This is a genomic window from Actinacidiphila epipremni (genome assembly GCF_012034175.1).
Lineage (GTDB): Bacteria > Actinomycetota > Actinomycetes > Streptomycetales > Streptomycetaceae > Actinacidiphila > Actinacidiphila epipremni.
Genome location: NZ_JAATEJ010000006.1, coordinates 284,800 through 307,383, shown reverse-complemented (window position 1 = coordinate 307,383; position 22,584 = coordinate 284,800). Strand labels below are relative to the sequence as shown.

19 protein-coding genes are annotated in these 22,584 nt (G+C 74.4%); 10 read left to right on the top strand and 9 right to left on the bottom strand.

Translation table 11 applies throughout. The features are described 5' to 3' along the window. Positions 1–91 precede the first annotated feature (91 nt). Positions 92–667, bottom strand: coding sequence for a hypothetical protein (locus tag HCN08_RS11320; RefSeq protein ID WP_167982841.1), 576 nt, complete (start codon positions 665–667; stop codon positions 92–94). A gap of 220 nt (positions 668–887) precedes the next feature. Between HCN08_RS11320 and HCN08_RS11315 the strand changes: the two genes are divergently transcribed. From HCN08_RS11315 to HCN08_RS11300, 4 genes are all read left to right on the top strand, one after another. Continuing rightward, entirely contained in the window at positions 888–1,931 is a 1,044-nt protein-coding gene (locus HCN08_RS11315) for a glycoside hydrolase family 26 protein (RefSeq protein ID WP_167982840.1), read from the top strand. Positions 1,932–2,017: 86 nt separating this feature from the next. Beyond that, on the top strand, positions 2,018–3,298 hold the full coding sequence (locus HCN08_RS11310) for an outer membrane protein assembly factor BamB family protein (protein WP_167982839.1): 1,281 nt from the start codon (positions 2,018–2,020) through the stop codon (positions 3,296–3,298). A gap of 129 nt (positions 3,299–3,427) precedes the next feature. Further along, on the top strand, positions 3,428–4,300 hold the full coding sequence (locus HCN08_RS11305; RefSeq protein WP_167982838.1) for a patatin-like phospholipase family protein: 873 nt from the start codon (positions 3,428–3,430) through the stop codon (positions 4,298–4,300). 149 nt (positions 4,301–4,449) lie between these two features. Beyond that, positions 4,450–5,523 carry a lysophospholipid acyltransferase family protein gene (locus HCN08_RS11300; protein WP_167982837.1) on the top strand — a complete coding sequence of 358 codons (1,074 nt, stop codon included), beginning with the start codon at positions 4,450–4,452 and terminating at the stop codon, positions 5,521–5,523. A gap of 111 nt (positions 5,524–5,634) precedes the next feature. On the opposite strand, the gene HCN08_RS35240 is transcribed toward HCN08_RS11300, so the two are convergent. Further along, positions 5,635–6,741 carry a glycoside hydrolase family 75 protein gene (locus tag HCN08_RS35240; protein WP_167982836.1) on the bottom strand — a complete coding sequence of 369 codons (1,107 nt, stop codon included), beginning with the start codon at positions 6,739–6,741 and terminating at the stop codon, positions 5,635–5,637. Between the two features lie 91 nt (positions 6,742–6,832). Next, positions 6,833–8,188 (bottom strand): chitinase, encoded by a 1,356-nt coding sequence (locus HCN08_RS11290; protein ID WP_206318621.1) that lies wholly within the window; start codon positions 8,186–8,188, stop codon positions 6,833–6,835. Positions 8,189–8,632: 444 nt separating this feature from the next. Here HCN08_RS11290 and HCN08_RS11285 point away from each other — a divergent pair, with 444 nt between their 5' ends. After that, positions 8,633–9,712 (top strand): LacI family DNA-binding transcriptional regulator, encoded by a 1,080-nt coding sequence (locus HCN08_RS11285; RefSeq protein ID WP_167982835.1) that lies wholly within the window; start codon positions 8,633–8,635, stop codon positions 9,710–9,712. Here the strand turns inward: HCN08_RS11285 and HCN08_RS11280 are convergent. Then, the gene (locus HCN08_RS11280; RefSeq protein ID WP_167982834.1) at positions 9,672–10,808 is read right to left on the bottom strand and encodes a S1 family peptidase; all 1,137 of its coding nucleotides are present in this window, start codon (positions 10,806–10,808) and stop codon (positions 9,672–9,674) included. The genes HCN08_RS11285 and HCN08_RS11280 overlap by 41 nt on opposite strands. A gap of 163 nt (positions 10,809–10,971) precedes the next feature. On the opposite strand from HCN08_RS11280, the gene HCN08_RS11275 reads away from it, so the two are divergent. From HCN08_RS11275 to HCN08_RS11260, 4 genes are all read left to right on the top strand, one after another. Continuing rightward, on the top strand, positions 10,972–11,481 hold the full coding sequence (locus HCN08_RS11275) for a metallophosphoesterase family protein (RefSeq protein ID WP_167982833.1): 510 nt from the start codon (positions 10,972–10,974) through the stop codon (positions 11,479–11,481). Between the two features lie 607 nt (positions 11,482–12,088). Then, positions 12,089–12,802 (top strand): hypothetical protein, encoded by a 714-nt coding sequence (locus HCN08_RS11270; protein WP_167982832.1) that lies wholly within the window; start codon positions 12,089–12,091, stop codon positions 12,800–12,802. 95 nt (positions 12,803–12,897) lie between these two features. Beyond that, on the top strand, positions 12,898–13,383 hold the full coding sequence (locus HCN08_RS11265) for a hypothetical protein (protein ID WP_167982831.1): 486 nt from the start codon (positions 12,898–12,900) through the stop codon (positions 13,381–13,383). 110 nt (positions 13,384–13,493) lie between these two features. Further along, a complete protein-coding gene (locus HCN08_RS11260; protein WP_167982830.1) occupies positions 13,494–15,014 on the top strand; it encodes a copper resistance CopC/CopD family protein in 1,521 nt (506 codons plus the stop codon). Here HCN08_RS11260 and HCN08_RS11255 read toward each other — a convergent pair. The 5 genes from HCN08_RS11255 to HCN08_RS34760 are packed head-to-tail and all read right to left on the bottom strand — an operon-like array spanning position 14,998 to position 20,333. Further along, on the bottom strand, positions 14,998–16,023 hold the full coding sequence (locus tag HCN08_RS11255) for a UDP-glucuronic acid decarboxylase family protein (protein ID WP_407648738.1): 1,026 nt from the start codon (positions 16,021–16,023) through the stop codon (positions 14,998–15,000). The two genes, HCN08_RS11260 and HCN08_RS11255, sit on opposite strands and share 17 nt — an antisense overlap. Before the next feature lies 1 nt (position 16,024). Next, entirely contained in the window at positions 16,025–16,981 is a 957-nt protein-coding gene (locus HCN08_RS11250) for an ATP-binding cassette domain-containing protein (protein WP_167982829.1), read from the bottom strand. A gap of 36 nt (positions 16,982–17,017) precedes the next feature. Next, on the bottom strand, positions 17,018–17,782 hold the full coding sequence (locus tag HCN08_RS11245) for an ABC transporter permease (RefSeq protein WP_167982828.1): 765 nt from the start codon (positions 17,780–17,782) through the stop codon (positions 17,018–17,020). After that, positions 17,779–18,957: a glycosyltransferase gene (locus tag HCN08_RS11240; RefSeq protein WP_167982827.1), complete on the bottom strand. Its 1,179-nt coding sequence runs from the start codon at positions 18,955–18,957 to the stop codon at positions 17,779–17,781. The genes HCN08_RS11245 and HCN08_RS11240 overlap by 4 nt, the downstream gene beginning before the upstream one ends. Next, complete coding sequence (locus HCN08_RS34760; protein WP_206318620.1) at positions 18,957–20,333, bottom strand: methyltransferase domain-containing protein; 1,377 nt, start codon at positions 20,331–20,333, stop codon at positions 18,957–18,959. The genes HCN08_RS11240 and HCN08_RS34760 overlap by 1 nt, the downstream gene beginning before the upstream one ends. 659 nt (positions 20,334–20,992) lie before the next feature. Between HCN08_RS34760 and HCN08_RS11230 the strand changes: the two genes are divergently transcribed. Then, positions 20,993–22,549, top strand: coding sequence for a class I adenylate-forming enzyme family protein (locus HCN08_RS11230; RefSeq protein WP_240969981.1), 1,557 nt, complete (start codon positions 20,993–20,995; stop codon positions 22,547–22,549). Positions 22,550–22,584: the final 35 nt, after the last annotated feature.

The window sequence follows — 22,584 nt, the reverse complement described above, 5'->3', positions numbered from 1 at the left end:
GGGCGGCGTGACGGGACCGGGCGAGCTGCGGGGGGATGGAGCGAGCGGGTGGGGTGAGCGGGTGGCCGCGAGCCGGTGGGGCGGCCCGGCGTCAGCCGGCGGGGGGTGCGGCGGGCGGCGGGTCGTCGCCGGTGGGCTGCGTCGGGGGCGCCTGCGTCGGGGGGTCGGTGTGCGTCGGGGCGGGCGCGCTGTTCGAGGGCTTGGCCGAACTGCTCGCGGTGGCCGGGGGCTTGGTGTGCTTCGTGCCGCTGCCGCTGTCGCTGCTGCCGCCGGGGGTGCCGGTGGCGGTCGCCGGGTCGTCGCCGGCACCGGAGGACGCGGTCGCGCTCGCGGTGGGGCTGGTGGTGGCCGTGGGGGTGCCGGAGGGAGTACCGGAGGCGCCGGGCGCGGCGGTGCGCGGGGCGCCCTTGCTGCGGTCGGCCTTGCCGGGCGGCGCGGGCAGCGGCGCGTCCACATACTGGCCTGGGGGCAGGGTGTCAGCGCTGCCCGGGACGGTGAAGGACGGGGCGTCGGACTGGGTGCCGAGCAGCCCGGAGACCATCGCGAGGGTCATGCCGACGAAGGCCACGCCGAAGACCCAGCCGAGGCCGCGCAGACGCCGGCCGCGGCGGCCGGACTCGTCGACGAAGACCGGTGAGGGCTCGACCTCCGACAGGGTGCTGGTCACCGAGGGGCCTCGGCCTTTCGTGATCGTGCCGTCACTGCTCCGGTGCCGAAAATAGCGTGGGTAAGCGGCACATGTCCGAACGCTTGACCTACTTATCCGGATTTACCGGGCCTGCGTGACCAGATTGAGATGGAAATATGTTCAGCTGCCCGGAGATGCATAGGATCCTGATGCTCGCCCCCGCCTCGTCGCGTCGCCGCCCGCCCGATCGGACTCCCCCATGGCCAGATCCCGCCGCACCGGTTGCTCGGTCGCAGCCGTCCTCGCGGTGGCCGTGCTGCTGCTCGCGTACTCCTGCGCCGGCCACGGCTCGGGCGGCGGCAACAGCGGCAGCGGCGGCGCGGACGCCACGGCGGCGGCCGGCGGGACCGCCCACACCACCTCGGCGGGGCCGTACGACGTGGCGCCGCTGCTGCACCCGGCGGGGCGGATGCTGGGCGTGGTGGACGACAAGTCGCCCTGGCAGTACGACATCGTGAAGACCTTCACCACGCAGGCCGGCCGGGCGCCGGACATCCGCGAGTACTACGCCACGTGGGGCGACGACTTCGACGCCGAGGGCAACACCTTCCTGTGGGGCAAGGGACAGTTGCCGATGATGGCGCTGGTGCCGTCCGACACCGCGCTCGCCGACATCGGCGACGGCTACGACGACGCGTACGTACGCAAGCTCGCCCAGCAGATCGCCGGTTACCACGGGCCGCTGGTGCTCTCCTTCGCCGGCGAGATGAACGGCCCCTGGAACTCCTGGGGTCCGGGCCACGCCGAGCCCGCGGACTTCGTGGCGGCCTGGCGGCACGTGCACGACGTCTTCCGCGAGCTGAAGGTCCGCAACGTCATCTGGACCTGGAGCCCGCACGTCGTCGACAGCGGCACCACGGCGAAGCTCAAGCCGTACTACCCCGGGGACGCCTACGTCGACTGGGTCGGGCTGATCGGCTACTACGGGCCCATCGACGGCGCCGCCTTCGCGAGCCTGTTCACCCCCACCATCGGGCAGGTCGCCGGCTTCGCGCACAAGCCGCTGCTGATCACCGAGACCGGGGTGGCCGAGAGCTCCGCCAAGGAGGCGCAGGTGCGCGACCTGTTCGCGGGCGCGGACAAGGCCGGGGTGATCGGCCTGGTCTGGTACGACCAGCGCAAGGACTGGCCGGGCAGCACGCAGATGATGGACTGGCGGATCGACACCTCGGTGGGCTCCCGGGCCGCCTTCCGCGCGGAGTCCGCGCGCCACGGCTTCGGCCATCCCTTCGGGAGCGGCTGAGCGCATGGGGCTGAGCCAGGGGGCTGAGCGCATGGGGCTGAGCGCATGAGGCGGCCGGGAGTACGGAACGGGTGGGGGATGACGGCATGACGACGCAGGCACCGGAGCAGGTCGCGGCACGGCCCGACCGCAGGGCGCCCAAGCGGCGGCCGGGGCGGCGCGGGCGGATCGCGCTCGCGCTGGTGGTGCTGGCCGCGGCGGGCGGCGCGGCGGCGGTGACGATGCACCGCGAGGAGTCCGGCCCGTCGGCGTCCAAGCACCTCACGCGGGCCTGGCAGCTGCCCGCGCCGGCGGCCGACGACGCGCTCGTCGGCAGCTGGCTCACCGGCAAGCTGCTCATCCGGGCGAGCACCGAGGGCGGCGTGACCGCGTACGACCTGGCGGACGGCCGCCCGGTGTGGACGGCGGCGCTGCCCAAGAGCGCCGGGGACGGCGTCACCCGGCCGTGCGCGATGTCGCCGGCGCTGACGGCGGCCGGGCTCGGCACGGTCGCCTTCGGCAAGGACGGCAACTCCTGCACCGCGCTGGCCGGTATCGACACCACGACCGGCACGGTGCTGTGGACGGTGCCGCTGACCGACGCGAAGCACCAGGTGGCGATGGCCGCGGAGACGTACGTGCAAGGTGACGTCGCCACGATCGTCAGCGAGAACTTCCTGGGCGGCCTCGACGTGCGCACCGGCCACCGGATATGGGGCTTCGCGCCGCGCGGCTACTACTGCAACGCCTACACGTGGGGCGGCGACGGGGTGGTCCTGGTGGACGACTACTGCGCCGACGACAAGAACGCCTTCACCTTCGCCGCGTACGACGGGGCGACCGGCAAGAAGCTGTGGAGCCGCACGCAGGACGCCCATACGGACGTGGCGCACGTCTTCTCCGGCTCGCCGCTGATCGTCTCGGAGCACACGGCGGGCGAGGACAGCGTACGGGTCGTCGCCGCGTCCGGGAGCAGCCGCAAGCTCGCGGTCGGCAACACGGAGGTCGCGCCGGGCAACGACAGCGACGCCGACCACTCGGCGCGGATCGTGGACGGTGTGCTCGTCACGCCGGCGACGACGGCCGCGGGCGCGGAGATCGACGCGTTCGACGTGGCGACGGGCGCGAAGCTGTGGACGTACCCGGCGATCGCGCTGGCCACCGCCGTCCGGCCCGACGAGCCGGTCTACGCGATCGCCGGGCCCGCGACCGAGCAGCAGCTCGTCCGGCTCGACCCGCGCACCGGCGCCGTCACGGCGGTCGCGGCGCTGCCCGCGGAGACCGGCAAGCAGCACTTCACCGCCGGGACGGTGTACGTGACCGCGGACGGCGGGGTGCTGGAGCTGGACGCGCAGGGGACGAGCGGCGGGACGACCTTCGCGCGCTGAGGCTTACGCGGGCGGGGGCTTACGTGGGCTGGGGCTTGCGCGGGCCGGGGCTCTCGGCGCTGACGCTCTCGCGGCTGCCTGGGCCGTACGGGCTGGTTGGCGGGGCGGCGGGCGGGAACGCGGCCCTGCATGGGACGTGCGGAACGGAAGGCGGAGGGCCCGGCGTTCGTGCTGGGCGGCGGTGGCGCGCTCGGGGCGTACGAGGTCGGCATGCTCAAGGCGCTGTTCGCGGCCGGGGTGCGGCCGGGCATGGTGCTCGGCACCTCGGTCGGGGCGATCAACGGCGCGGCGGTCGCGGCGGAGCCCTCGGGCGCGTCCGTCGGGCGGCTCATCGACCTGTGGACCGGGCTCGGGCGGGCGGGGGTCTTCACCGGCTCGCTGGTGGGGCGGGTGACGACCGCGGTCCGCAGCCGTACCCACCTCTACACGCCGGCGCCGCTGCGCGAACTGCTGGCCACGCATCTGCCGGTGGCGCGTATCGAGGAGCTGGCGGTGCCGTTCCAGTGCGTCGCGGCGAGCATCGAGCTGGCGGCGGAGCACTGGTTCGACCGCGGGCCGCTGGTCGAGGCGGTGCTCGCGTCGTCCGCGGTGCCGGGCCTGCTGCCGCCGGTGGGGCTGGACGGCGAGCACTTCGTGGACGGCGGGCTCGTCAACAGCATCCCGGTGGGCCGGGCGGTCGCGCTGGGCGCCCGGGAGATCTACGTCCTGCAGGTCGGCCGCATCGAACGCCCCCTCACTCCCCCGCGGCTGCCCTGGCAGGTCGCCACGGTCGCCTTCGAGATCGCCCGCCGGCACCGCTTCGCCCGCGACATGGCCGACCTGCCGCCGGACGTCACCGTCCACGTCCTCCCCAGCGGCGCGTACGCCGCCGAGGCGTCGGGCGGCACGCTGAGCCAACTGCGCCACCGGGCCTTCGGCCAGACCGCCGACCGCATCGAGCGCGCGTACGCGGCCTCCGCGCGCTACCTGGACACCGCCCTGGCCTCGGGCGGCGGGGCGTGAGCGGCGCGGACGCCTGCGCGCCGGGCGAGCCGGCGGCTGCCGCCGCGGGGGCGGAGGGAGCGGCTGGGGCAGGCGGCGGGCCGCGCGCCGCGGGCGCGGAGGCGGCAGGGTGGGGGCAGGGGCAGGCTCCGTCGCCTACGGGAGCGGCCGTGAGCGGGGAGGCCCGTGTCGCGCGGGCGTTCGGGCGGGCCTTCGGGCGGGTCGGCGGGGCGCTGGTCACCGCGGGGCGGCGGGTGGTGGGGGTGGGTTGCGTGGTGGCGCTCATACCCGTGGTCGCCGCCGTGGTGGTCGTCGTGACGGTGCTCGGGGCGCCGGTCTCCGTGGCGGGGCGGGGGGCCTGGCGGGCGACGCGGATGGGGGTGTTCGCGCTGGTCTACCTGGTCGTGGACCTCGTGGGGGTGCTCGCGGCGGGCGGGCAGTTCCTGCGGGCGCCGTTGCCGGGGGCGGCGGCGCGGGAGCGGCGGGCGCGCGGGGCGTACCGGCTGCTGGGGCGGCTGCTGCGGGTGCTGCGGCGGGTCGCCGGGCGGCTGTTCCGGCTGGAGGTGGAGGTCGTGCCCGCGCTGCCGGCGGGCGGGCGGCGGCCGGACGTGCCGCTGGTGGTGCTGGTGCGGCACGCCGGGCTGGGGGACTCGTTCCTGCTGCTCCAGATGCTGCTGACGGAGGCGGGGCTGCTGCCGTGCACCGTGCTCAAGGGCATGCTGCGGGCCGATCCGTGCCTGGACGTCCTGCTCGGGCGGGTCCCGCACTGCTTCCTGCCGCCGGCCCGGGGCACCGCGGGCGAGGCCGTCGCGGGGCTCGCGGCGGGGCTGCGGGCGCCGGAGGCGCTGGTGATCTTCCCCGAGGGCGGCAACTTCACGCCGGGCCGGCACCGGCGGGCCGTGGCCCGGCTGCACCGCCTCGGCCGGCACCGGCAGGCCGCGCGGGCGGCCCGGCTGCGGTACGTGCTGCCGCCGCGGGACACCGGGAGCCTCGCGGCGCTGGCCGCCGCGCCGGACGCCGACGTGGTGTTCGTCGCGCACGCCGGGCTGGACGTCATCGCCTCGCCGCGCGCGGCCTGGTCCTTCCTGCCGCTGCGCCGCCCGGTGCGGGCGACCTGGTGGCGGGTGCCGGCTGCGGACGTCCCGCGCGGGGACGCGGCACGCAGCGAGTGGCTGATGGCGCAATGGGAGCGGGTGGACCGCTGGGCGGCGCAGCAGGCGGTGCCGGCGACCCCGCACGCGTGAAGTCCCCCGCGCCCGGGCCGCGTCGGACGGCCGCACGCGAAGACGCCGGCCCGGTTCCCCGGCCGCCGCGGGCGCACCCCCCGCGGGGACGGGAAACCGGGCCGGCGGGTCTCAGGCGGGCAGGTTCCAGTGCTGGTTGGAGCTGTTGAAGCAGGTCCAGATCTGCAACCGGGTGCCGTTGGCGGAGCTGGGACCCGTCGCGTCCAGGCACTTGCCCGAACCGGTGTTGACCAGCTCGCCGTTGGACTGGTGCTGCCAGGCTTGCGCTGCCGAGCCGTTGCAGTCGTAGAGCTGCACCTTCGTCCCGTCGGCCGTGCCCGCGGACGCCACGTCCATGCACTTGCCGAGCGCCTTGACCGTACCGTCAGAACCCACCGTCCACTGCTGGGCGTTGCTGCCGTTGCAGTCGTAGAGCTGGACGGCCGTGCCGTTCGCCGAGTTGGCGCCCGCGACGTCCACGCACTTGCTGCCGTAGCCGGTGATCTGCCCGGTGGCACCGCCGCCGGGCGGAGGCGGGGTGGTGCCGCCGGAGCCGACCCACGCGGTCGCGGCGGACGAACCGGCCGAGTCGATCGCGGAGTTGTTCTCCACCGGGTTGGGGACGTGCCCGGGGAAGACGATGAAGGTCACCGGCCCCTCCGTGCCGCCCGTCGCGGGGTTCGGGTCGATGCCGAGCGCGGTGGCCAGCGCGTACGAGCCCTCGCCGATGATGTCGTCGGGGCCCTCGTCGGCGAAGACCGCGTACGCGACCTTGCCGTTGTAGACGACCGCGGCGACGCTGCCGGGCGTGATGCCGCGGGCCTGGTAGTCGAAGCGGCTGCTGGGCAGCGGGATGACGAAGTACCGCGTGACGTCGGAGGTGAAGTACGAGCCCGTGGAGGTGGTGAAGGAGGTCTGGGCCTGGTACCAGGGGTCGGTGGACGGGCTGCAGTGGGCGGTGGTGATGCCGTCGCAGTCGATGTCCATGTCCGAGGTCCAGTAGTACGCCGAGCCGCTCGCGCAGATCGGCACGGTGGCCGCGCCGCCGTCGTCGGTGGCGTAGCGGCCGTTGGAGACCTGGGAGCAGGAGGAGGTCTTGGCCAGCAGCTGGGCCGCGGTGGGGCCCGAGGCGGTGGCGGCTGCGTAGGAGTCGGCGGTGCCGAGGGACAGGCCCGCGAAGAGCGCCAGGGCGGCGACCGCGAGGGTGGAAAGGACCGTGCGCAGACGTCCGGAGAGCATGCGTGCTTCCTTCCGGTCGAGGCCCGTGGCGGGCCGGGAGGGGACGTGCTCCGCCGCGCGGGCCGGCCGTGGCGGCGGCCGGCCCACGGGTTCAGCTGGGCAGGTTCCAGTGCTGGTTGGAGCTGTTGAAGCAGGTCCAGATCTGCAGCCGGGTGCCGTTGGCGGAGCTGGGGCCCGTCGCGTCCAGGCACTTGCCCGAACCGGTGTTGATGAGCTCGCCGTTGGACTGGTGCTGCCAGGACTGGGCGGCCGAGCCGTTGCAGTCGTAGAGCTGGACCTTCGTGCCGTCGGCGGTGCCGGCGGCGGTCACGTCCATGCACTTGCCGAGGGCCTTGACGGTTCCGTCAGAACCGACCGTCCACTGCTGGGCGTTGCTGCCGTTGCAGTCGTAGAGCTGGACGGCGGTGCCGTTCGCGGAGTTGGCGCCGGCGACGTCGACGCACTTGTTGCCGTAGCCGGTGATCTGGCCGGTCCCGCCGCCGCCGGGCGGGGGCGGGGTGGTGCCGCCTCCGCCGGTGATCTGGTTGAAGATGCGGGAGTAGGCGTAGCCGGTGCCCTTGTCGTAGTAGTCGACCTCCCAGAAGGACAGCTCCTGCACGCCGTTGGTGGCGGCGAAGCTCTCCAGGGTCTGGGCGTCGGACTGCGAGAAGTACTCGTTGTCGTCGTTCTGCCCGGCGATGGGGGTCAGGCCGATACGGCCGTAGGCGGCCGAGGTGGAGATGCCGTAGAGGCCGGCGAGCTGGCTCGCGGTGCCGCGGGCGGCGGACAGGGCGTCGTTGAGGGCGTTCTGCCCGTTGCCGAAGTCCATCGTCATGATGTTGACGGCGCTGACGTTGACGCCCTTGCTCTTGGCGTCGCTGAGGACGTTGTACTCCTGCGAGGGCAGGCCGCCGGGGTCGACCGCGAGGGTGTAGGCGACCTGGACGGCGGGGTTCTGCGCCTGGAGCGCGGCCAGGGCCTGGTTGCGGCGCTGGTTGGCGGCGGTGTCGCCGAGGGTGCCGCCCTCGATGTCGAAGTCGAGGCGGTTGATGCCGTAGGTGTTGACGATGTTGGCGTAGGCGGCGGTGAGGGACGACACCGAGGTGCAGGTCTGGGCGAGCTCGCCGCCCTCGGCGCCGCCGGAGGAGATGATCACGGTGCCGCCGGCCGCCTTGAGGGCGTTGATCTGCGAGGTGTACGCGCCGATGCCCTCGCCGCTGGCCTCCCAGTAGGGGGTACAGCCGGAGCGCGGGATGAGGAAGGCCAGCGTGTAGTACTTCAGTCCGGTGGCGTTCATGTCCGCCGCCATGTCGTTGGCGGTGTTGCCGTCGATCTGGAGGTAGGGGGCGGCGAAGTGGGCGGGCAGGGCCGGGCCCGCCGCCTGGGCGCTGCCGGCGCCGCCGAGGAGGGCGCCGCCGGCGGCGAGGCCGAGGGCTGCGACGGCGGCGATGCTGTGTTTGACGCGCATGAGGGCTCCGAAGGGGCCGAAGGTGTGGGGGTGTTCCGGCCGGGCAAGCGGGAGTCTGCGCGTGTACACGACACGGCGTCAAGGCTTTTGTCAGGAAACTTTACTAGTAGATAAGGCGTCACTACTCGCATCCAGTGCGCCGCCCGCCCTGACCTGTGCGTTCAGGATCGGCAGCGACGACTCGCGCCGGGCGCCCGCACGGCCCGGCTCTCGTACAGGAGTTGAAGGGACGGCCGCGCCGGTGGCCCGCGGCCGTGGTGCGCGGGATGCGGCGGGACGCAGCGGGATGTACGGGCCGTGCTCCGGCGGTGCGGCGGGCGGGCGGCCGTGGCTCCTGGGAGCCGATCCGACCAGCTGACGCATGGCACGTCAAGAGATGACGCAAACGCGGCAGCAGCGCGGCTCCTCTAGACTGTCGCGGCATGAAGGGGAGCTCTGTCCCGGGTGGGTAGGCGGCCGGGCGCGCGGGTCACGATCCGGGCCATCGCCGACGAGGCGGGCGTCTCCGTCGCGACCGTCTCCCGGGTGATCAACGGGCGGGCCACGGTGGCTCCCGCGACGCAGGAGATGGTGCGCCGGGCGGCGCAGCGGCTGGGCGAGGCGTCGGTCTCGGTGCCCGGCGGCCAAGGGGCCGCGGCCGGGGCGGTGTTCGTGTACTGCCCGTACATGCTGACCGACTACTTCGGCACGATCGTGACCTCGGTGATCGAGACGCTGGAGCTGCACGGCCGGCAGGCGGTCGTGCACGCGGGCGTGAGCGAGCGGAGCCGGTCGTCGGTGTCGCTGCCGGACCTGCCGCGCCGGCCCGGCATCGCGGGCGCGGTGCTCGTCCTGCCGCCCAGCTCCACCGAGGAGCTGGCGGCGCTGCACGCCCGGCACTACCCGCTGGTGGTGATCGACCCGCGCGCCGAACTGCCCGAGGACGTGGCCTCGGTGTCGGCCGCGCACGCGGCTGGCGCGCGCCGGCTGACCGGGCACCTGACCGCGCTCGGCCACCGCCGTATCGGCTTCGTCGGCGGCCCGCAGGACTGGCTCGCCAGCCGCAACCGGCTGGTGGGCTACGCCTCCGCGCTCGCCGAGATCGGCATCCTGCTGGACCCCGGGCTGGTGCGGCACGTCGAGGAGCCCACCGCCGACCACGGCCATCGCGCGGCGCTGTCGCTGCTGGACCACCCGCAACCACCCACCGCCGTCGTCGCGTTCAACGACAAGACGGCGGCGGGCGCGCTGCGGGCGGCCAGGAGCAGGGGGCTGCGGGTGCCGGAGGACCTGTCGGTGACCGGCTTCGACGACAGCGAACTGGCGTCCTCCACCACGCCGTTGCTCACCTCGGCGCGTCAACCCCTGGAGGAGATGGGCAGGATGGCCGTCTCACTGCTGATGCGCCTGGTGTCCGGCCATGCGGTGGACACCCTGCACGTCGAGCTGGCCACCCCGCTGGTCGTACGCGAGTCGACCGGCCCGGTGCCGCCGGCCGGGCGGCTCAGTAGACCTCCAGGCCGTACCAGGCCAGCGCCTCGTTGACGGGCTGGAAGTACGACAGGCCGCCCGAGCCGTTGGAGCCGGACAGGATGCCGACGGCGGCCTTGCCGATGGACAGCGGGCCGCCGCTGTCACCGGGGTTGCGCCGCATCGACAGCACGTCCATGCCGGTGACCCGGCTGCCGTCGGTGTAGTTGATGGTCTGGTTCTTCGCGCCGACCAAGCCGCAGCCGTAGCCGGTGGTCGCGCCGAACGCGCACGCGGTCTCGTAGAGCTTGGTGTCGCGCGAGGTGTTGATGTCCTGGATGCCGCCGCTCTTGTTGATGGCGACGCCGCCGTTGAAGGTGATGGCGCTGGTGTCCTTGCGTACCCAGCCGAAGTCGTTGCCGTCGTAGTAGCCGCCGGCGGTGTAGCCGATGTACTGCGAGTTGTAGCTCTGCCAGTAGGTGTAGCCGGCGTCGCGGGCCTCGACGGTGCAGTGCCCGGCGGTCAGGAAGCCCTGGACGGAGGGCTGGCTCTTCAGCCGCACGCTGAAGCCCCAGGTGCAGTAGAGGGCGGGCGTCTTGACGTACCAGCCGCCGGCCATGGTGGTGGCCGTCTCGGTCGTGGTGCCGGCGACCCGGGAGATGGTCGCGGCGTCGCCGTAGGGGGCGATGGCGTCCGCGAGGGCCTGGTAGTCGGCGTCGCTGACGGTGGAGTCGGCCGTCACGGCGACCTTGTTGGCGGCGACGTCGATGCCCCAGGTGGTGCCGGGGGTGCGGAAGGTGTCGTCCAGCATGGTCTGGATCGAGGCGAGGTAGGAGGTGTCGTACGTGACCAGGCGCGCCTCGGCGCCGGCGTCGCGCACCGTGCGCGCGCTCGCCTCGTCGGTGACGGCGACGGCCATCCGGTGGGTGGTGTTGTCGAGGTAGACGCCCGCGGTGTGGGTGTTGCCGAGCGCGTCGGCGACGGCCTGGGTGGCGTCGCCGCTCGGGCCGGAGGTCACGGCGACACCGTAGGTGCCGTCGGGGTCCGCGGCGTGCGCGGGCACCGTGGGACCGGCGAGCAGCGCGCCGGCGACGACCGCCGCCGTCGCGATGATCCTGCCGGTCAGGGCCCGGCGGGCGCCGGCGGCGCGGCCGGCTCGTGTGCTGTTCATGATCGTCCTCCCCTGTCCGCCGTAGCTCGGCGGACAGGTGCAGCCGACCACTTTCCGGTGAACCACAGCCGCCGCAGAGGTGAATGGAAGTACGAGTTCCATAGAAAATCGCAACCGTCCGTGCTGCGATGGCGGTGTCGCGATCACCGAGGAGGGCGCGCCCGTGGAGCTGCTGCTGACGACCGACACGCATGTGCCCAAGCGCGCCCGGCGCCTGCCCGCGCAGCTGCTGGCGGCGGTCGAGGCCGCCGATGTCGTCTTCCACGCGGGCGACTGGGTGGACGAGGCGACGCTGGACCTGCTGGCGGCGCGGGCCGGGCGGCTCGTCGCGGTGTACGGCAACAACGACGGGCCGGGGCTGCGGGCGCGGCTGCCCGAGGTGGCGCAGGCCGAGGTGGCGGGCGTGCGGTTCGCGGTGGTGCACGAGACGGGGCCGGCGCAGGGGCGCGAGCGGCGCTGCGCCGAGCGGTTCCGCGGGGCGGACGTGCTGGTCTTCGGGCACAGCCACATCCCGTGGGACACCACCGCGCCGGGCGGCCTGCGGCTGCTGAACCCGGGCTCGCCGACCGACCGGCGGCGGCAGCCGTTCTGCACGTACATGACGGCGACGGCCGAGGACGGGGTGCTGTCCGGCGTCACCCTGCACCGGCTGCCGCCGCGGACGGCCGGCTGAGCGGGCGTAAGGGCGTCCGGGAGGGCGTCCGGAAGGGGTGCGCGGGCGCAAGGGTGAGCGGCGCGGGGGTCGTCACGCCCTCGCGCCGCCGTCCTGCTCCCTGGCGCCTACCCGGGATCGGCGCGGGGCACCGGCGAGTTTTCGCCGTGAGGCCGGTGGCCGGATTTCTGCGGTCGGCCGCGGTGGTCCCCCGGCGGCCCGGGCGGGCCGCGGCGGGCGCGGGGGCTGGACCACCGGGGGCGGTGGCGTTCGTTGTCATGGGCCCGGCGTGGCGGGTTGTGGTGTAGACCAATTCGCGTGCCCGGAGCCGTACGCCGGGTGACCGGCAGCGCTGCGGCCAGCGAGGATGCGTAAAGGTCCAGACCTTATTGGTTTAGACCTTGCGTCGGCGTGGGGGCGGTGCGACGGTACTCGCCGAGGCCGCCCGGGGCGTGGAGCCGGCCGGGCGGGTGGCGTCCGGCCGGGGACCGCGGGCCGGGCGGCCACGCGTCGACGAGGTAACAAGCGGCCAGTGCTCCGATGCCGGGCCGCGGTGACCCCACCGGCCCGCGGCGCGAGGCCGCGGGCCGCACACCCGATCGTTCGCGACCGAAGGGAACGACCCACCATGCGCGGAAAGTCCACCGGACTCGGCCTGGCCGCCAGTCTCGGCACCGTCACGCTCCTCGCGGGGCTCGCGGCGTTCGCGGGCGGCAGCCCCGCGTCCGCCGACCCGAACACGACCACCCCGGTGAGCGCCGGCCCCGCCGACTTCACCCAGGCCGTGGCCACCGGCCAGCCGTCCCAGTACAACGCGCCGCTGGAGCGCTGCGCCAACGGCACCGACCACCCCCTCAGCGGGGCCAACCCGCTGCTGAGCGAACCGCCCACCACGCACTTCACCAGCAACGTCGGGCTGTCGGAGTACGTCACCTTCACCGGCAACCAGTGGTACGGCGACTGGAACTTCGTCTTCACCAACACCACGTCGCACGTGCTGTCCACCGACTGCGCGGTCCTGGTCTTCCGGGCGCCCTCCGGCTCGGACGACCACGGCTACACCGCGACGCAGAGCTACGGCCACCCGCAGCAGGACTACCTCGAAGTGCCGCGCGGCGACGGCACGTCCTTCTACGTCGCCCGGCTCGGCTTCCACGACGTGCCCCTCGACCAGCGCCAGATCGCGCCGGGCCAGTCCTTCACGTACTCCCTCGGGGGCGTGCCGAGCACGGCGATCAGCACCGAGCAGATCCGCGACTCGCTCGCCTTCACCGCGGATCTGGACCTCAAGGGCAACGAGTCCCTGATCGAGCACTACGGCACCGACCGGCTGACCAACTGACCACTCGGCGCCACCACTTGGCGGGAGCGGGCGCGTACCGGGCGCGTCCGCTCCCGGCACATCCCGTTGCCCGGTCACGACGTCGAGGAGGGGCCGTGCGCCGCATCCGTACCGGCTGGGTCGTCCTGGGGGCCGCCGGCCTGGTGCTCGCCACCGTGGCCGCCGTACGGTCCGGGGCGCCGTCCCGGCATGACGGGCCGGGCCTGGGCGGGCCGCAGACGCAGCAGGCGTACGCCCTCGCCCGGCAGGAGTTCGGGCGGCTGTCCGGCGGCGACTGGGGCGGCGCCTGGGACTTGTGGACCGCCGAGGGCCAACGGGCCGTGCCCCGGGCGGAGTTCGTACGCGTCAACGCCGCGTGCCGGCCGGCGCTCGGGGTGCCGTACGTCATCGACGGCGGTACGGCCGCGGGGGCGGAAGAGGTACGGGTGGCCTGGCACCGCGGCGCCGACTCGGGGACGGACTCCGTCGCCTGGCAGGCCGGCCGGTGGCGCTTCGCGCCGGACCCGGCGGTGCTGGCGGACTACCGGGCGGGCGAGGCCGGGGCGCTCACGCGGCTGCGGGCGACGGGATCATGCGCATGACCGCGCGGGGCGGGGTGGCGGGGGGCCCGCGGGGGCGGCGCCGGGACCGTACGGCGGGGCGGCGGGCCGTTGCCCTTGCGGCGGGGCGCCAGGCCGTTGCGGCGGGGCGGGTGCGCGGCCGGGCGGGCGCCCTGGTGCGGGCGCTCGGGGCCGCGCTGGTCCTGGCGTGCGCGGTGCTGATCGCGGCGCCGGGCACGGCCGCCGCGCACGCGTCGCTGCTCTCGTCCTCGCCGGCCGACGGGGCGGTGCTCGCGCACGAGCCGGCGCAGGTCACGCTGGTCTTCTCCGAGCCGGTGACGCTCGGCCTCAGCTCCGTCTCCGTCGTCGGGCCCAGCGGGCGCCGGGTGGAGCAGGGCGCGCCAGTCGCCGCGGGCCCCGGCGGGGACCGGCTGCGGGTACGGCTCGCGCCGGACCTGCGGACCGGCACGTACGTCCTCACCTGGCGCACCACCGCGACGGACGACGGCCACACCACGTCGGGCGCCCTCACCTTCTCGGTGGGCTCCCCCGGCGCGGCCTCCGGGCCGGCGAGCGCGACCGGCGGTGGCGGCGACCGTACGACCGACGCGATCCTCGACGTGGCGATCTGGCTGGGCTTCGCGGGGCTCGCGGGCATGGTCGGCTTCACGGCGGTGCGGCTGTGCTGCGCGCCGGCGGAGTCCGGGCGGGCCGCGGCGGAGGACGAGGGCGGCGGCGCGACGAGAGGGAATGCCGCGGAGCAGGGCCAGTGCGGCGGAGTCACGGCAGGCGGGGTGCCGGGAGGGGATGCCGCGGGCTCCGGGCCGGGGGCCATCGGTGAGGGGGTGCCCGGGTGGTGGGGGTTGCGGTGGCCGGGTGGGGTCGGGTGGGGGGTGCTGCTGGTCGGCACGCTCGGGCAATTGCTTGTCCACGGGCCCGCCACGCAGGGCGAGTCGGTCGGGCACGCCTTCGAACGGGCGCTGCTGTCCGCCTCGTTGGCGAGCCATGTGGGCCACACCCTGGTGGCGCGGCTGATGTTGCTCGCGCTGGTCGCGGCGGTAGGCGAGCAGGTGCTGCGGCACCGGCGGGCCGGGGCGGTGGGCGGCGCCGTGCTGGCCGTGCTGCTCGCGCTCACCTGGAGCGAGATCAGCCACGCGCCGGACCAGCCCATGGCGCCGCTCGCGGTGCTGCTCACCGCGCTGCACGTGACGGCCATGGCGGTGTGGGCCGGCGGGGTCGCGACCCTGGCCGTACTGCTGCTCCGGCACCGCGAGCCGCAACTGGCCGACACCGCCCGCCGGTTCGGCCGGGTCGCGCTCGGCGCGGTCGCGGTGCTGCTGGTCACCGGCCTCGTCCAGGCGTACCGCGAGGTCGGCACCCTCGGCGCCGTCACCGGCACGCGCTACGGCCGGCTGCTGCTGGTCAAGGTCGCGCTCGCCGTGCTGGTCCTGGCGGTGGCCGCCGCCCGCCACGCCCGGTCCCGCCGCGCCGGCGGCAAGGACCAGGGTGGGCACGTACGGCGCTCGGTGCTGCTCGAACTGGGCGGCCTGACCGGCGTGTTGGTCGCCACCGTCGTCCTGCTCAGCACTGCTCCCGCGGCCTCGCACGTACCGGCGAAGGCACCGGCGTCGGCGCCCGCGCCGGCCACCGCGGCCGTCACGCCAGGCGGCTGAACCAGTCCACCGTCAGCGCGAGCCCCTTGTCGAAGTCGACGACCGGCTGCCAGCCGAGCGCCCCGCGGGCCAGCGAGATGTCGGGGCGGCGCAGCGCCGGGTCGTCGGTGGGGCGGGGGACGAAGGTGAGCGGGGAGTCCGAGCCGCACAGGTCGCGGATGCGGCGGGCCAGGTCGAGGATGGTGAGCTCGACGGGGTTGCCGAGGTTGACCGGGCCCGGGTGGGTCGCGGTCGCCGCGGCGAGGATGCCGGAGACGGTGTCGTCGACGTAGCACAGGGACCGGGTCTGCGAGCCGTCGCCGGCGACGGTGAGCGGTTCGCCGGCCAGCGCCTGGGTGACGAAGGTCGGGACGGCGCGGCCGTCCTTGGGGCGCATCCGCGGGCCGTAGGTGTTGAAGAGCCGCACGATGACGGTGTCCACGCCGTAGGTGGTGCGGTAGGCGGTGGTCAGGGCCTCGGCGTAGCGCTTGGCCTCGTCGTACTGGCTGCGCGGGCCCACCGGGTTGACGTTGCCCCAGTAGCCTTCGGGCTGCGGGTGGACGAGCGGGTCGCCGTACACCTCGGAGGTGGAGGCCAGCAGGAACCGGGCGCCCTTGCGGCGGGCGAGGTCGAGGGCGTTCTGCGTGCCCTGCGCGCCGGCCCGCAGCGTCTCGACGGGGTGGCGGGCGTAGTCGTACGGGGACGCGGGCGACGCCAGGTGCAGCACCAGGTCGACCGGTCCCGGCACGTCGAAGGGGTCGCACACGTCGCGGACGTCGAGGGTGAAGCCGGGGTCGGCGGACCGGGCCCGGACGTTGTCCTCGCTGCCGGTCAGCAGGTTGTCGACGCAGACGACCTCGGTGCCCTCGGCCCGCAGCCGGTCGCACAGGTGCGAGCCGACGAATCCGGCGCCGCCGGTGACCACCGCCCGCCGTACCGTCCGCGGGACCGGGGCAGGGCCCGGGCCCGGGTCCGCAGCCGCCGCCGCATCCATTGCCGTCGGCTGCCTCGGCTCGCTCGTGGCGCCCATGTCAGGACTCCCGCAGCGAGCGGCCGGTCTTCGTCAGGAAGACGTCGTCCAGCGTCGGCCGGTGCAGCTCGATCGTGGTCAGCTCCACGCCGACGTCCGCGAGCGCCCGCATGACGCGCGGCATCGCGGTCTCGCCGGCGTCCACCGACAGCCGTACGTCGCCCTCGTCGCGCACCTCGGCGCTGCGTACGCAGTCCAGCGCGGCCAGCACCTCGGCGGCCTTGGCCGCGTGGTCGGCGACCTCCAGCGTCACGACCTCGCCGGCGATACCGCGCTTGAGCTCGGTCGGGGTGCCCTCGGCGACGATGCCGCCGCCGTCGATGATGGCGATCCGGTCGCAGAGCGCGTCGGCCTCGTCGAGGTAGTGCGTGGTCAGGAAGACGGTCATGCCGGCGGTGCGCAGCCGGCGGATCTCGTCCCACATGTGGGAGCGGCTCTGCGGGTCGAGGCCCGAGGTCGGCTCGTCGAGGAAGAGCACCTTGGGGCGGTGCACGACACCGAGCGCGATGTCGACGCGGCGCCGCTGACCGCCGCTGTACGTACGGCAGTTGCGGTCGGCGAAGGCGGTCAGGTCGAAGGCGTCGAGGGCTTCGGCGGCGCGGGCCTGCGCCTCGGCGCGGCCGATGCCGTGCATGCGGGCCTGCAGGACCAGCTCCTCGCGGGCAGTCACGTCGTCCCAGGTGCCGCCGCCCTGGGCGACGTAGCCGATGCTGCGGCGCACCTCGGCCTGGGCGGTGCGCAGGTCGGCGCCGGCGACGACTGCTTCGCCGCCGTCGGGCGGCAGGAGGGTGGCGAGCATGCGCAAGGTGGTGGTCTTGCCGGCGCCGTTCGGGCCGAGGAAGCCGAAGATCTCCCCCTCGCCGACGGTGAGGTCCAGGCCGGCGACCGCCTCCACGGTCGTGGACTTGCGGCGCCGCCCGGTGCGGAAGGTCTTCCGCAGTCCCCTGGTTCTGATCATCGGGCTGTCCTTGTCGTGTGTGGGCGGGCGGGGCGGTCAGCGTACGGAGCGGGCGAAGAGCCGGGCCGACCACGCGAGGGCGACGAGCGCGACCGCGGCCAGCAGCGCGATGCCCTGCCAGACCGAGGAGTCGCCGGCGTGCCCGGCGAACAGCGCCCGCATGCCGACCACCGCCCGGCTGAAGGGGTTGACGTCCGAGATGCGGCGCAGCCACAGCGGCGCGAGGGCCAGCGGCAGCAGGGTGCCGGACAGCAGCATGAGCGGCTGGGCGATGTTGTTGACGACCTGGCCGAGCGCGTTGGGGTCGCTCACCTTGAGCGCGAGGCCGTAGGAGACCGCGGAGCTGGTGAGGGTGATCAGGGCGAGCAGCGCGTACGCCAGCAGCAGGTCGGTGATGTGCACGAACAGGCCGAGCGGCATGGCCAGCACGATGATGACGGCGGCCTGGATCACCAGCACGACGACGTCCCGCAGCGCCCGGCCGAGCAGCAGCGCGACCCGGCTGACCGGGGTGACGCGGGCGCGTTCGATGACGCCGGAGGCGAGTTCGGCGAGCAGGCCGAAGCCGACGTAGAGACCGCCGCCGAGCGCGAGGGCGACGAGCATGCCGGGCACGTAGATGCGGTACGCGTCGGTCATGGAGTCCGCGCCCATGGAGGCGAGCGCGGGTTTGAGCAGCGGGGCGAACAGCGCCATGTAGACGACCGGTTGGGCCACGCCCAGCAGGATCGACAGCGGTGACCGGCCGAGCAGCAGCATGTGCCGCTGGAAGACCAGCCAGGTGTCCCGGAGCGTCTTCACGTCGGGTCCCCCGTTTCTTGCGTGCGTGGTGTGCTGTGGGTGAGTCGTTCGAGGTGCGCCGCGGCGCTGTCCGCGCCGCCCGCGGCGGCGAAGGAGTCGCCTATCCGGCGGGCGGCGGCGCGGTAGGAGGGGTCGTCGAGGACGGCGAGCAGGTCCTCGCGCAGCGGCTTGGGCCGTACGCTCGCGAACCTGACCCGGCGGCCGGCGCCGACCGCCGCCACCCGGGCGGCGTTGATGGGCTGGTCGCCCTTGATGGGGGCGACGACGAGCGGCACGCCGTGCGCGAGCGTCTCGCATACGGTGTTGAGGCCGCCGTGGCTGATGACCGCGTCCAGCCGCGGCAGCAGCTCCAGCACCGGCACGCGCGGGCGGACCAGCACGTCGGGGGTGTCGGCGACCGTGCCCTCCGGCGCCACGACGACCGCCTGCACGCTGCCGGCGAGCGGGCGCAGCGCCTCGACGACCCGGGCGTGGAAGTCCTGCGCCAGGTCCAGGGCGAGCGTGCCGACGGTGACCAGGACCAGCCGGCGGGACGGGTCCAGCCGGTGCCAGGGGAAGGCCGTGTCGGGCGGGCGCGGGGCGAGGGCCGGGCCGACCAGCACGGCGTTGCCGGGCCACTCCAGCGGGCCGTTGAGGGCCTCGCCGGTGAAGGCGACCAGCAGGTGCGGGGAGAAGCGCAGGTCGTGCGGGGGTGCGCCGGGCATGCCGGCGCCGGTCCAGATCTCGGCCATGCGGTCCTGGAGCCACGCCTCGACCTTGGGCAGGGCGCGGTAGGGCCGGGTCAGCTCCATGGTGGTCGGCGCCATGCTCGCCCAGGGCAGCCCGGCGCGGTGCGCGGCGACCGCGCCGGCCACCGCGTGCTGGTCGACGACGAGGGCGTCGGGCCGGAAGGACGCGACGGCCTTCTCGATGCCGGGCAGCGTCACCCGGGCGTGCGGGACGATGTAGCCCTCCCAGCGCGACTTCGCCGCGGCCATGCCCCGGTCGGCCTGGCCGCGGTGCGCCCGCAGCGGGATGGCGGCGATGGGCGTGTCGGGGCCGAGCACCGGGCGCAGGAAGGATTCCGAGCCGGCCCACATGACGTCGTGCCCGCGGGCGACGAGCGCGCGGGAGACGGCGGCGAGGGGGTTGACGTGGCCGCTGAGCGGGAGCGAGACGAAGAGGTAGCGGGCCATCAGCCACCGTCTGCGGGCTGCGGTGGCGCGGGTACGTCGGGGGTCCCGGCCCCGTGTACGTCGCCGGTGGCGTCGCCCTGCACGCCGGGCGTCTCGTCGCGGCGGGCGGCGACGTACGCGGCGACGTCGGCGACGGTGAGGGCGATGATCTGGTCGATGCCGAGCTGGGCGACGTGGCCGGCGAGGTCGACGCGCTCGCCGTAGCGCTCGCGCAACGCCTCGCTCCACGCGGCGAGTTCATGGCTCTCGACCAGCAACTCGGCGTCCACGCGGGTGCCGGGGGTGACGGCGTCGAGCCAGGCGTCGTCCTCGCCGACGATCTCGCGCAGCAAGTCGGCGACGGGGCGGACGAGTTCGCCGGTGCCGGCGGGGTGGCCCGTACCGGCGGCGTGGTCCGTGCCGGTGAGGTGGCCCGCGCCGGTGAGGTGGTCCGTGCCGGCGGGGTGGTGGTCCGCGTCACCGGACTCCGCGGCGGCTAAGTCGCCGGAGGGCGTTCCCGCGGCCCGGGGCCGGGTCGCCCGCAGCGCCCCGTAGGTGATGACGCCGGTCTCGAAGCCCTTGGTCATCAGCGGCCCGGCGTGGAAGAAGCCGAGGACGTCCACCCCGCGCTCGCGGGCGAGTTGGCGCATCACGCTGCGGCCCTTGTCGTACTGCGGGATCTGCGCGAAGGCCGGGTCCCAGGAGTTGGCGACGGCCCGGCTCCAGTCGACGATCGCGACATCCGCGAAGCCGGCCGCGCGGGCGAGCCGGTCGTGCTCCTCCAGCGAGGAGAAGTCGGGCATGACCTGGTGGTGCAGGATCTGCCGGACGAGCTCGCGTTCGTCGTCGTCGAGGACGCCGTCGCGCACCGCCCAGGTGGCGACCGCGAGCGTGCCGCCGGGGCGCAGCAGGCGCAGGGCCTCGGCGAAGAAGGCGGCGCGGTCGGGCAGGTGCATCACGCTCTCCAGCGCCCACACGACGTCGAAGGAGGCGTCGGGGAAGCCGGTGGACAGGGCGTCCAGCTGGTGGAAGCGGGCGCGCTCGGCGACGCCGGCGGCCTGCGCCTTCTCGTTGGCCCTGGCCGCCTGGCGGGCACTGAGGGTGACGCCCTCGACGGTGCAGCCCATCGCGCCGGCGAGGTGCAGGGCGGGGCCGCCGATACCGCAACCGATGTCGAGAACGCGCGACTTCGCCGGTATGCGCGCGAATTCGACGAGTTCACGGACCAGCCGGTCCGTCGCGGCATGCCGATCCGCGCCATTCTCACCGGGGACTTCTCCGGGGTCCCAGAAACCGTGGTGGACGTGTTCTCCCCACAGGTCCTCGTAGAGATCGAGCGTGATGTCGTAGTAGCGCTCCACGGCCGTGTTCAGGCCGGCGCCGGTCCCAGGTTCCAATGACGGCCAATCCTCGAAAGCTGGACAGGAATGTGGGAATGCGTGACACATACTCCGGGCACGGGTAAATGTTGCACCCGGAGGGTGGGGAAAAGTTGCACCTGATGAGTACGGGGAGCAGTGCGTACGGCAGTGCTGGAGGTACCGGAGTGCCGGGGAAAACGCGCAGGAGGGCGCGGAAGCGCGGGCCGGGAGGCCGGCCGCACGAGAATGGGAGCACCCAGCCGTGAGGGGCGGCTAGGGGATCACCTGAAGTGTTGCGGTGGTGCTGAGCTGGCAACTTCCGTGGTCGACTTCTGGCCGGGTTACGGCAGTCGACCAATTGGCGGCCATGCTAGCGGCGGGTGTCGTGGCACGTCAATACGAGAGAATTTGTGTCGCGTGTGACGCGTTGATACGACCGAGATTCCTGGGAAGACCGGGAACTCAGGGCGGGTCTTGACAGCGCCGAATTCAGAGTTGAAAGTTCGGCATGGGAAATTCGGTCGCTCCCTTTTCGATCTAGACCTTTGACCGGCATTCGGGCCGGCGCGCCGCGGCAGTACGGCCCGGGCGCCGCGCACCGCACGTACAAGGCCGGTGCCGTGCACAGCGACCGGCGCGCAAGAGCCACCGGAACGAACCGGGAACGGCGGCCCCGCGAGGGCCGGGAAACGGGAATGGGGTTCGGGTTCTTCATGAAGGCTGCCTCGACAACGCCGCGTGACGGCCGGGCGACGCCGCCCGACCCGTCCTGGGTCGACGACGTCCTGCTGGCCGGCGCCGGCTCGGGTGTCTGCCTGGTCTTCGACGCGCCCGTCACCCGCGACGAGCTGCGCCGGCTCGTCGGCGAGGCGCAGGACGCGCTCACCGGGGCGGGCCTGCGGGCCGGCGGCACGGCCGCGCTGTGCCTGGCGCCCTCGCTCGCGCTGGTCGCGCATCTGCTGGCGGGCTGGCGGACCGGGGCGCAGGTCGCGTTACTCGACCACCGGCTCACGCCGTTCGAGACCGAGCAGGCCCTGGGCCGGCTGGGATCGCAGGTCGTGGTGTCCGCAGAGCCGGTCCCCGCGGGGCCCGCGCGCGGCTTCTACGACCAGCGCCCGACCGTACGCGCCCGGGCCGCCGGCAGCCCCGCCCGTACGCCGCACGCGCTGGTGCAGCTCAGCTCCGGCTCGACCGGGCCCGCGAAGATCATCGGCCGGACGGCGGCGGACGTCGTCGCCGAACTCGGCCGCTACGCACGGATCGAGGGCGTGCCGCGGGCCGGCGAGCGCATCGTGTCGCTCGCGTCCATGGTCCATGTCCTGGGCCTGGTCGGCGGGTTGCTGCACGGGCTGCACGCCGGGGTGAAGCTGGCCTTCCCCGAACGTGCCACCGCGGAGGGCATTCTGGCGACGGTGGCGGCCGGCCGCGAGCCGACGACGCTGCTCGGCGTGCCCTTCCACATCGACCTGCTCAGCTGGGTCGCCGAGCCGCCCCGGCTCCCCCAGCTCACCGGCATGACCACCGGCGGCGAGCTGGTGCGGCCCCGGGTGTACGAGGCTTTCACCAGCCGTTACGGCGTCCGGCTCGGCAGCATGTACGGCATGACGGAGGTCGGCGTCATCGCCACCGACCTGTTCGGCGCGCACCGCCCGGAGCTGACGCCCGCGCCCGGCATGACGCTGCGGGAGTCCGAGCGGGGCGAGTTGCTGATCGCCACGGACGCCTCGCCGTACCTGAACTCCGACGATCCCTCGCGCTGGGCCGACGGCTGGCTGCACACCCGCGACGGCGGGCGGGTCGACGCGGCGACCGGGCGGATCCGGGTGCTCGGGCGGCTCGACTCGCAGGTGTCGGTGGGCGGGTTGAAGGTCGACCTCACCGAGGTCGAGCACACGCTCGCCGAACTGCCCGACGTGGCCGCGGCGGTGGTCGTCTTCGGCTCGTCGATCGAGGCGTACGCGGTGCTGCGCGAGCCGGGCGCCCCGGGGGCCGCCGCGCGGCTGGAGGCGGGGCTCGCGGAGCGGCTGGCCCCGTACAAACGGCCGCGGCTGCTGCATGTCGTCGAGCGGCTGCCGCGTACGGCCACAGGCAAGCTCGTACGCGATCTCGCCGCGCTGCGTGCCGCGGCTTCCGGCTCGGCTGCGGCTTCCGGCTCGGCCGGCGCTTCTGCCTTGCCCGGCGCATCTGCCTCGTCCGGCGCTTCCGCGTCGCCCGGCGCCGCTGCCTTGCCCGGCGCCTCCGCCGCCCAGTGACACGCCAACCGCAAGCCAACGGGAAGGGAACCCCC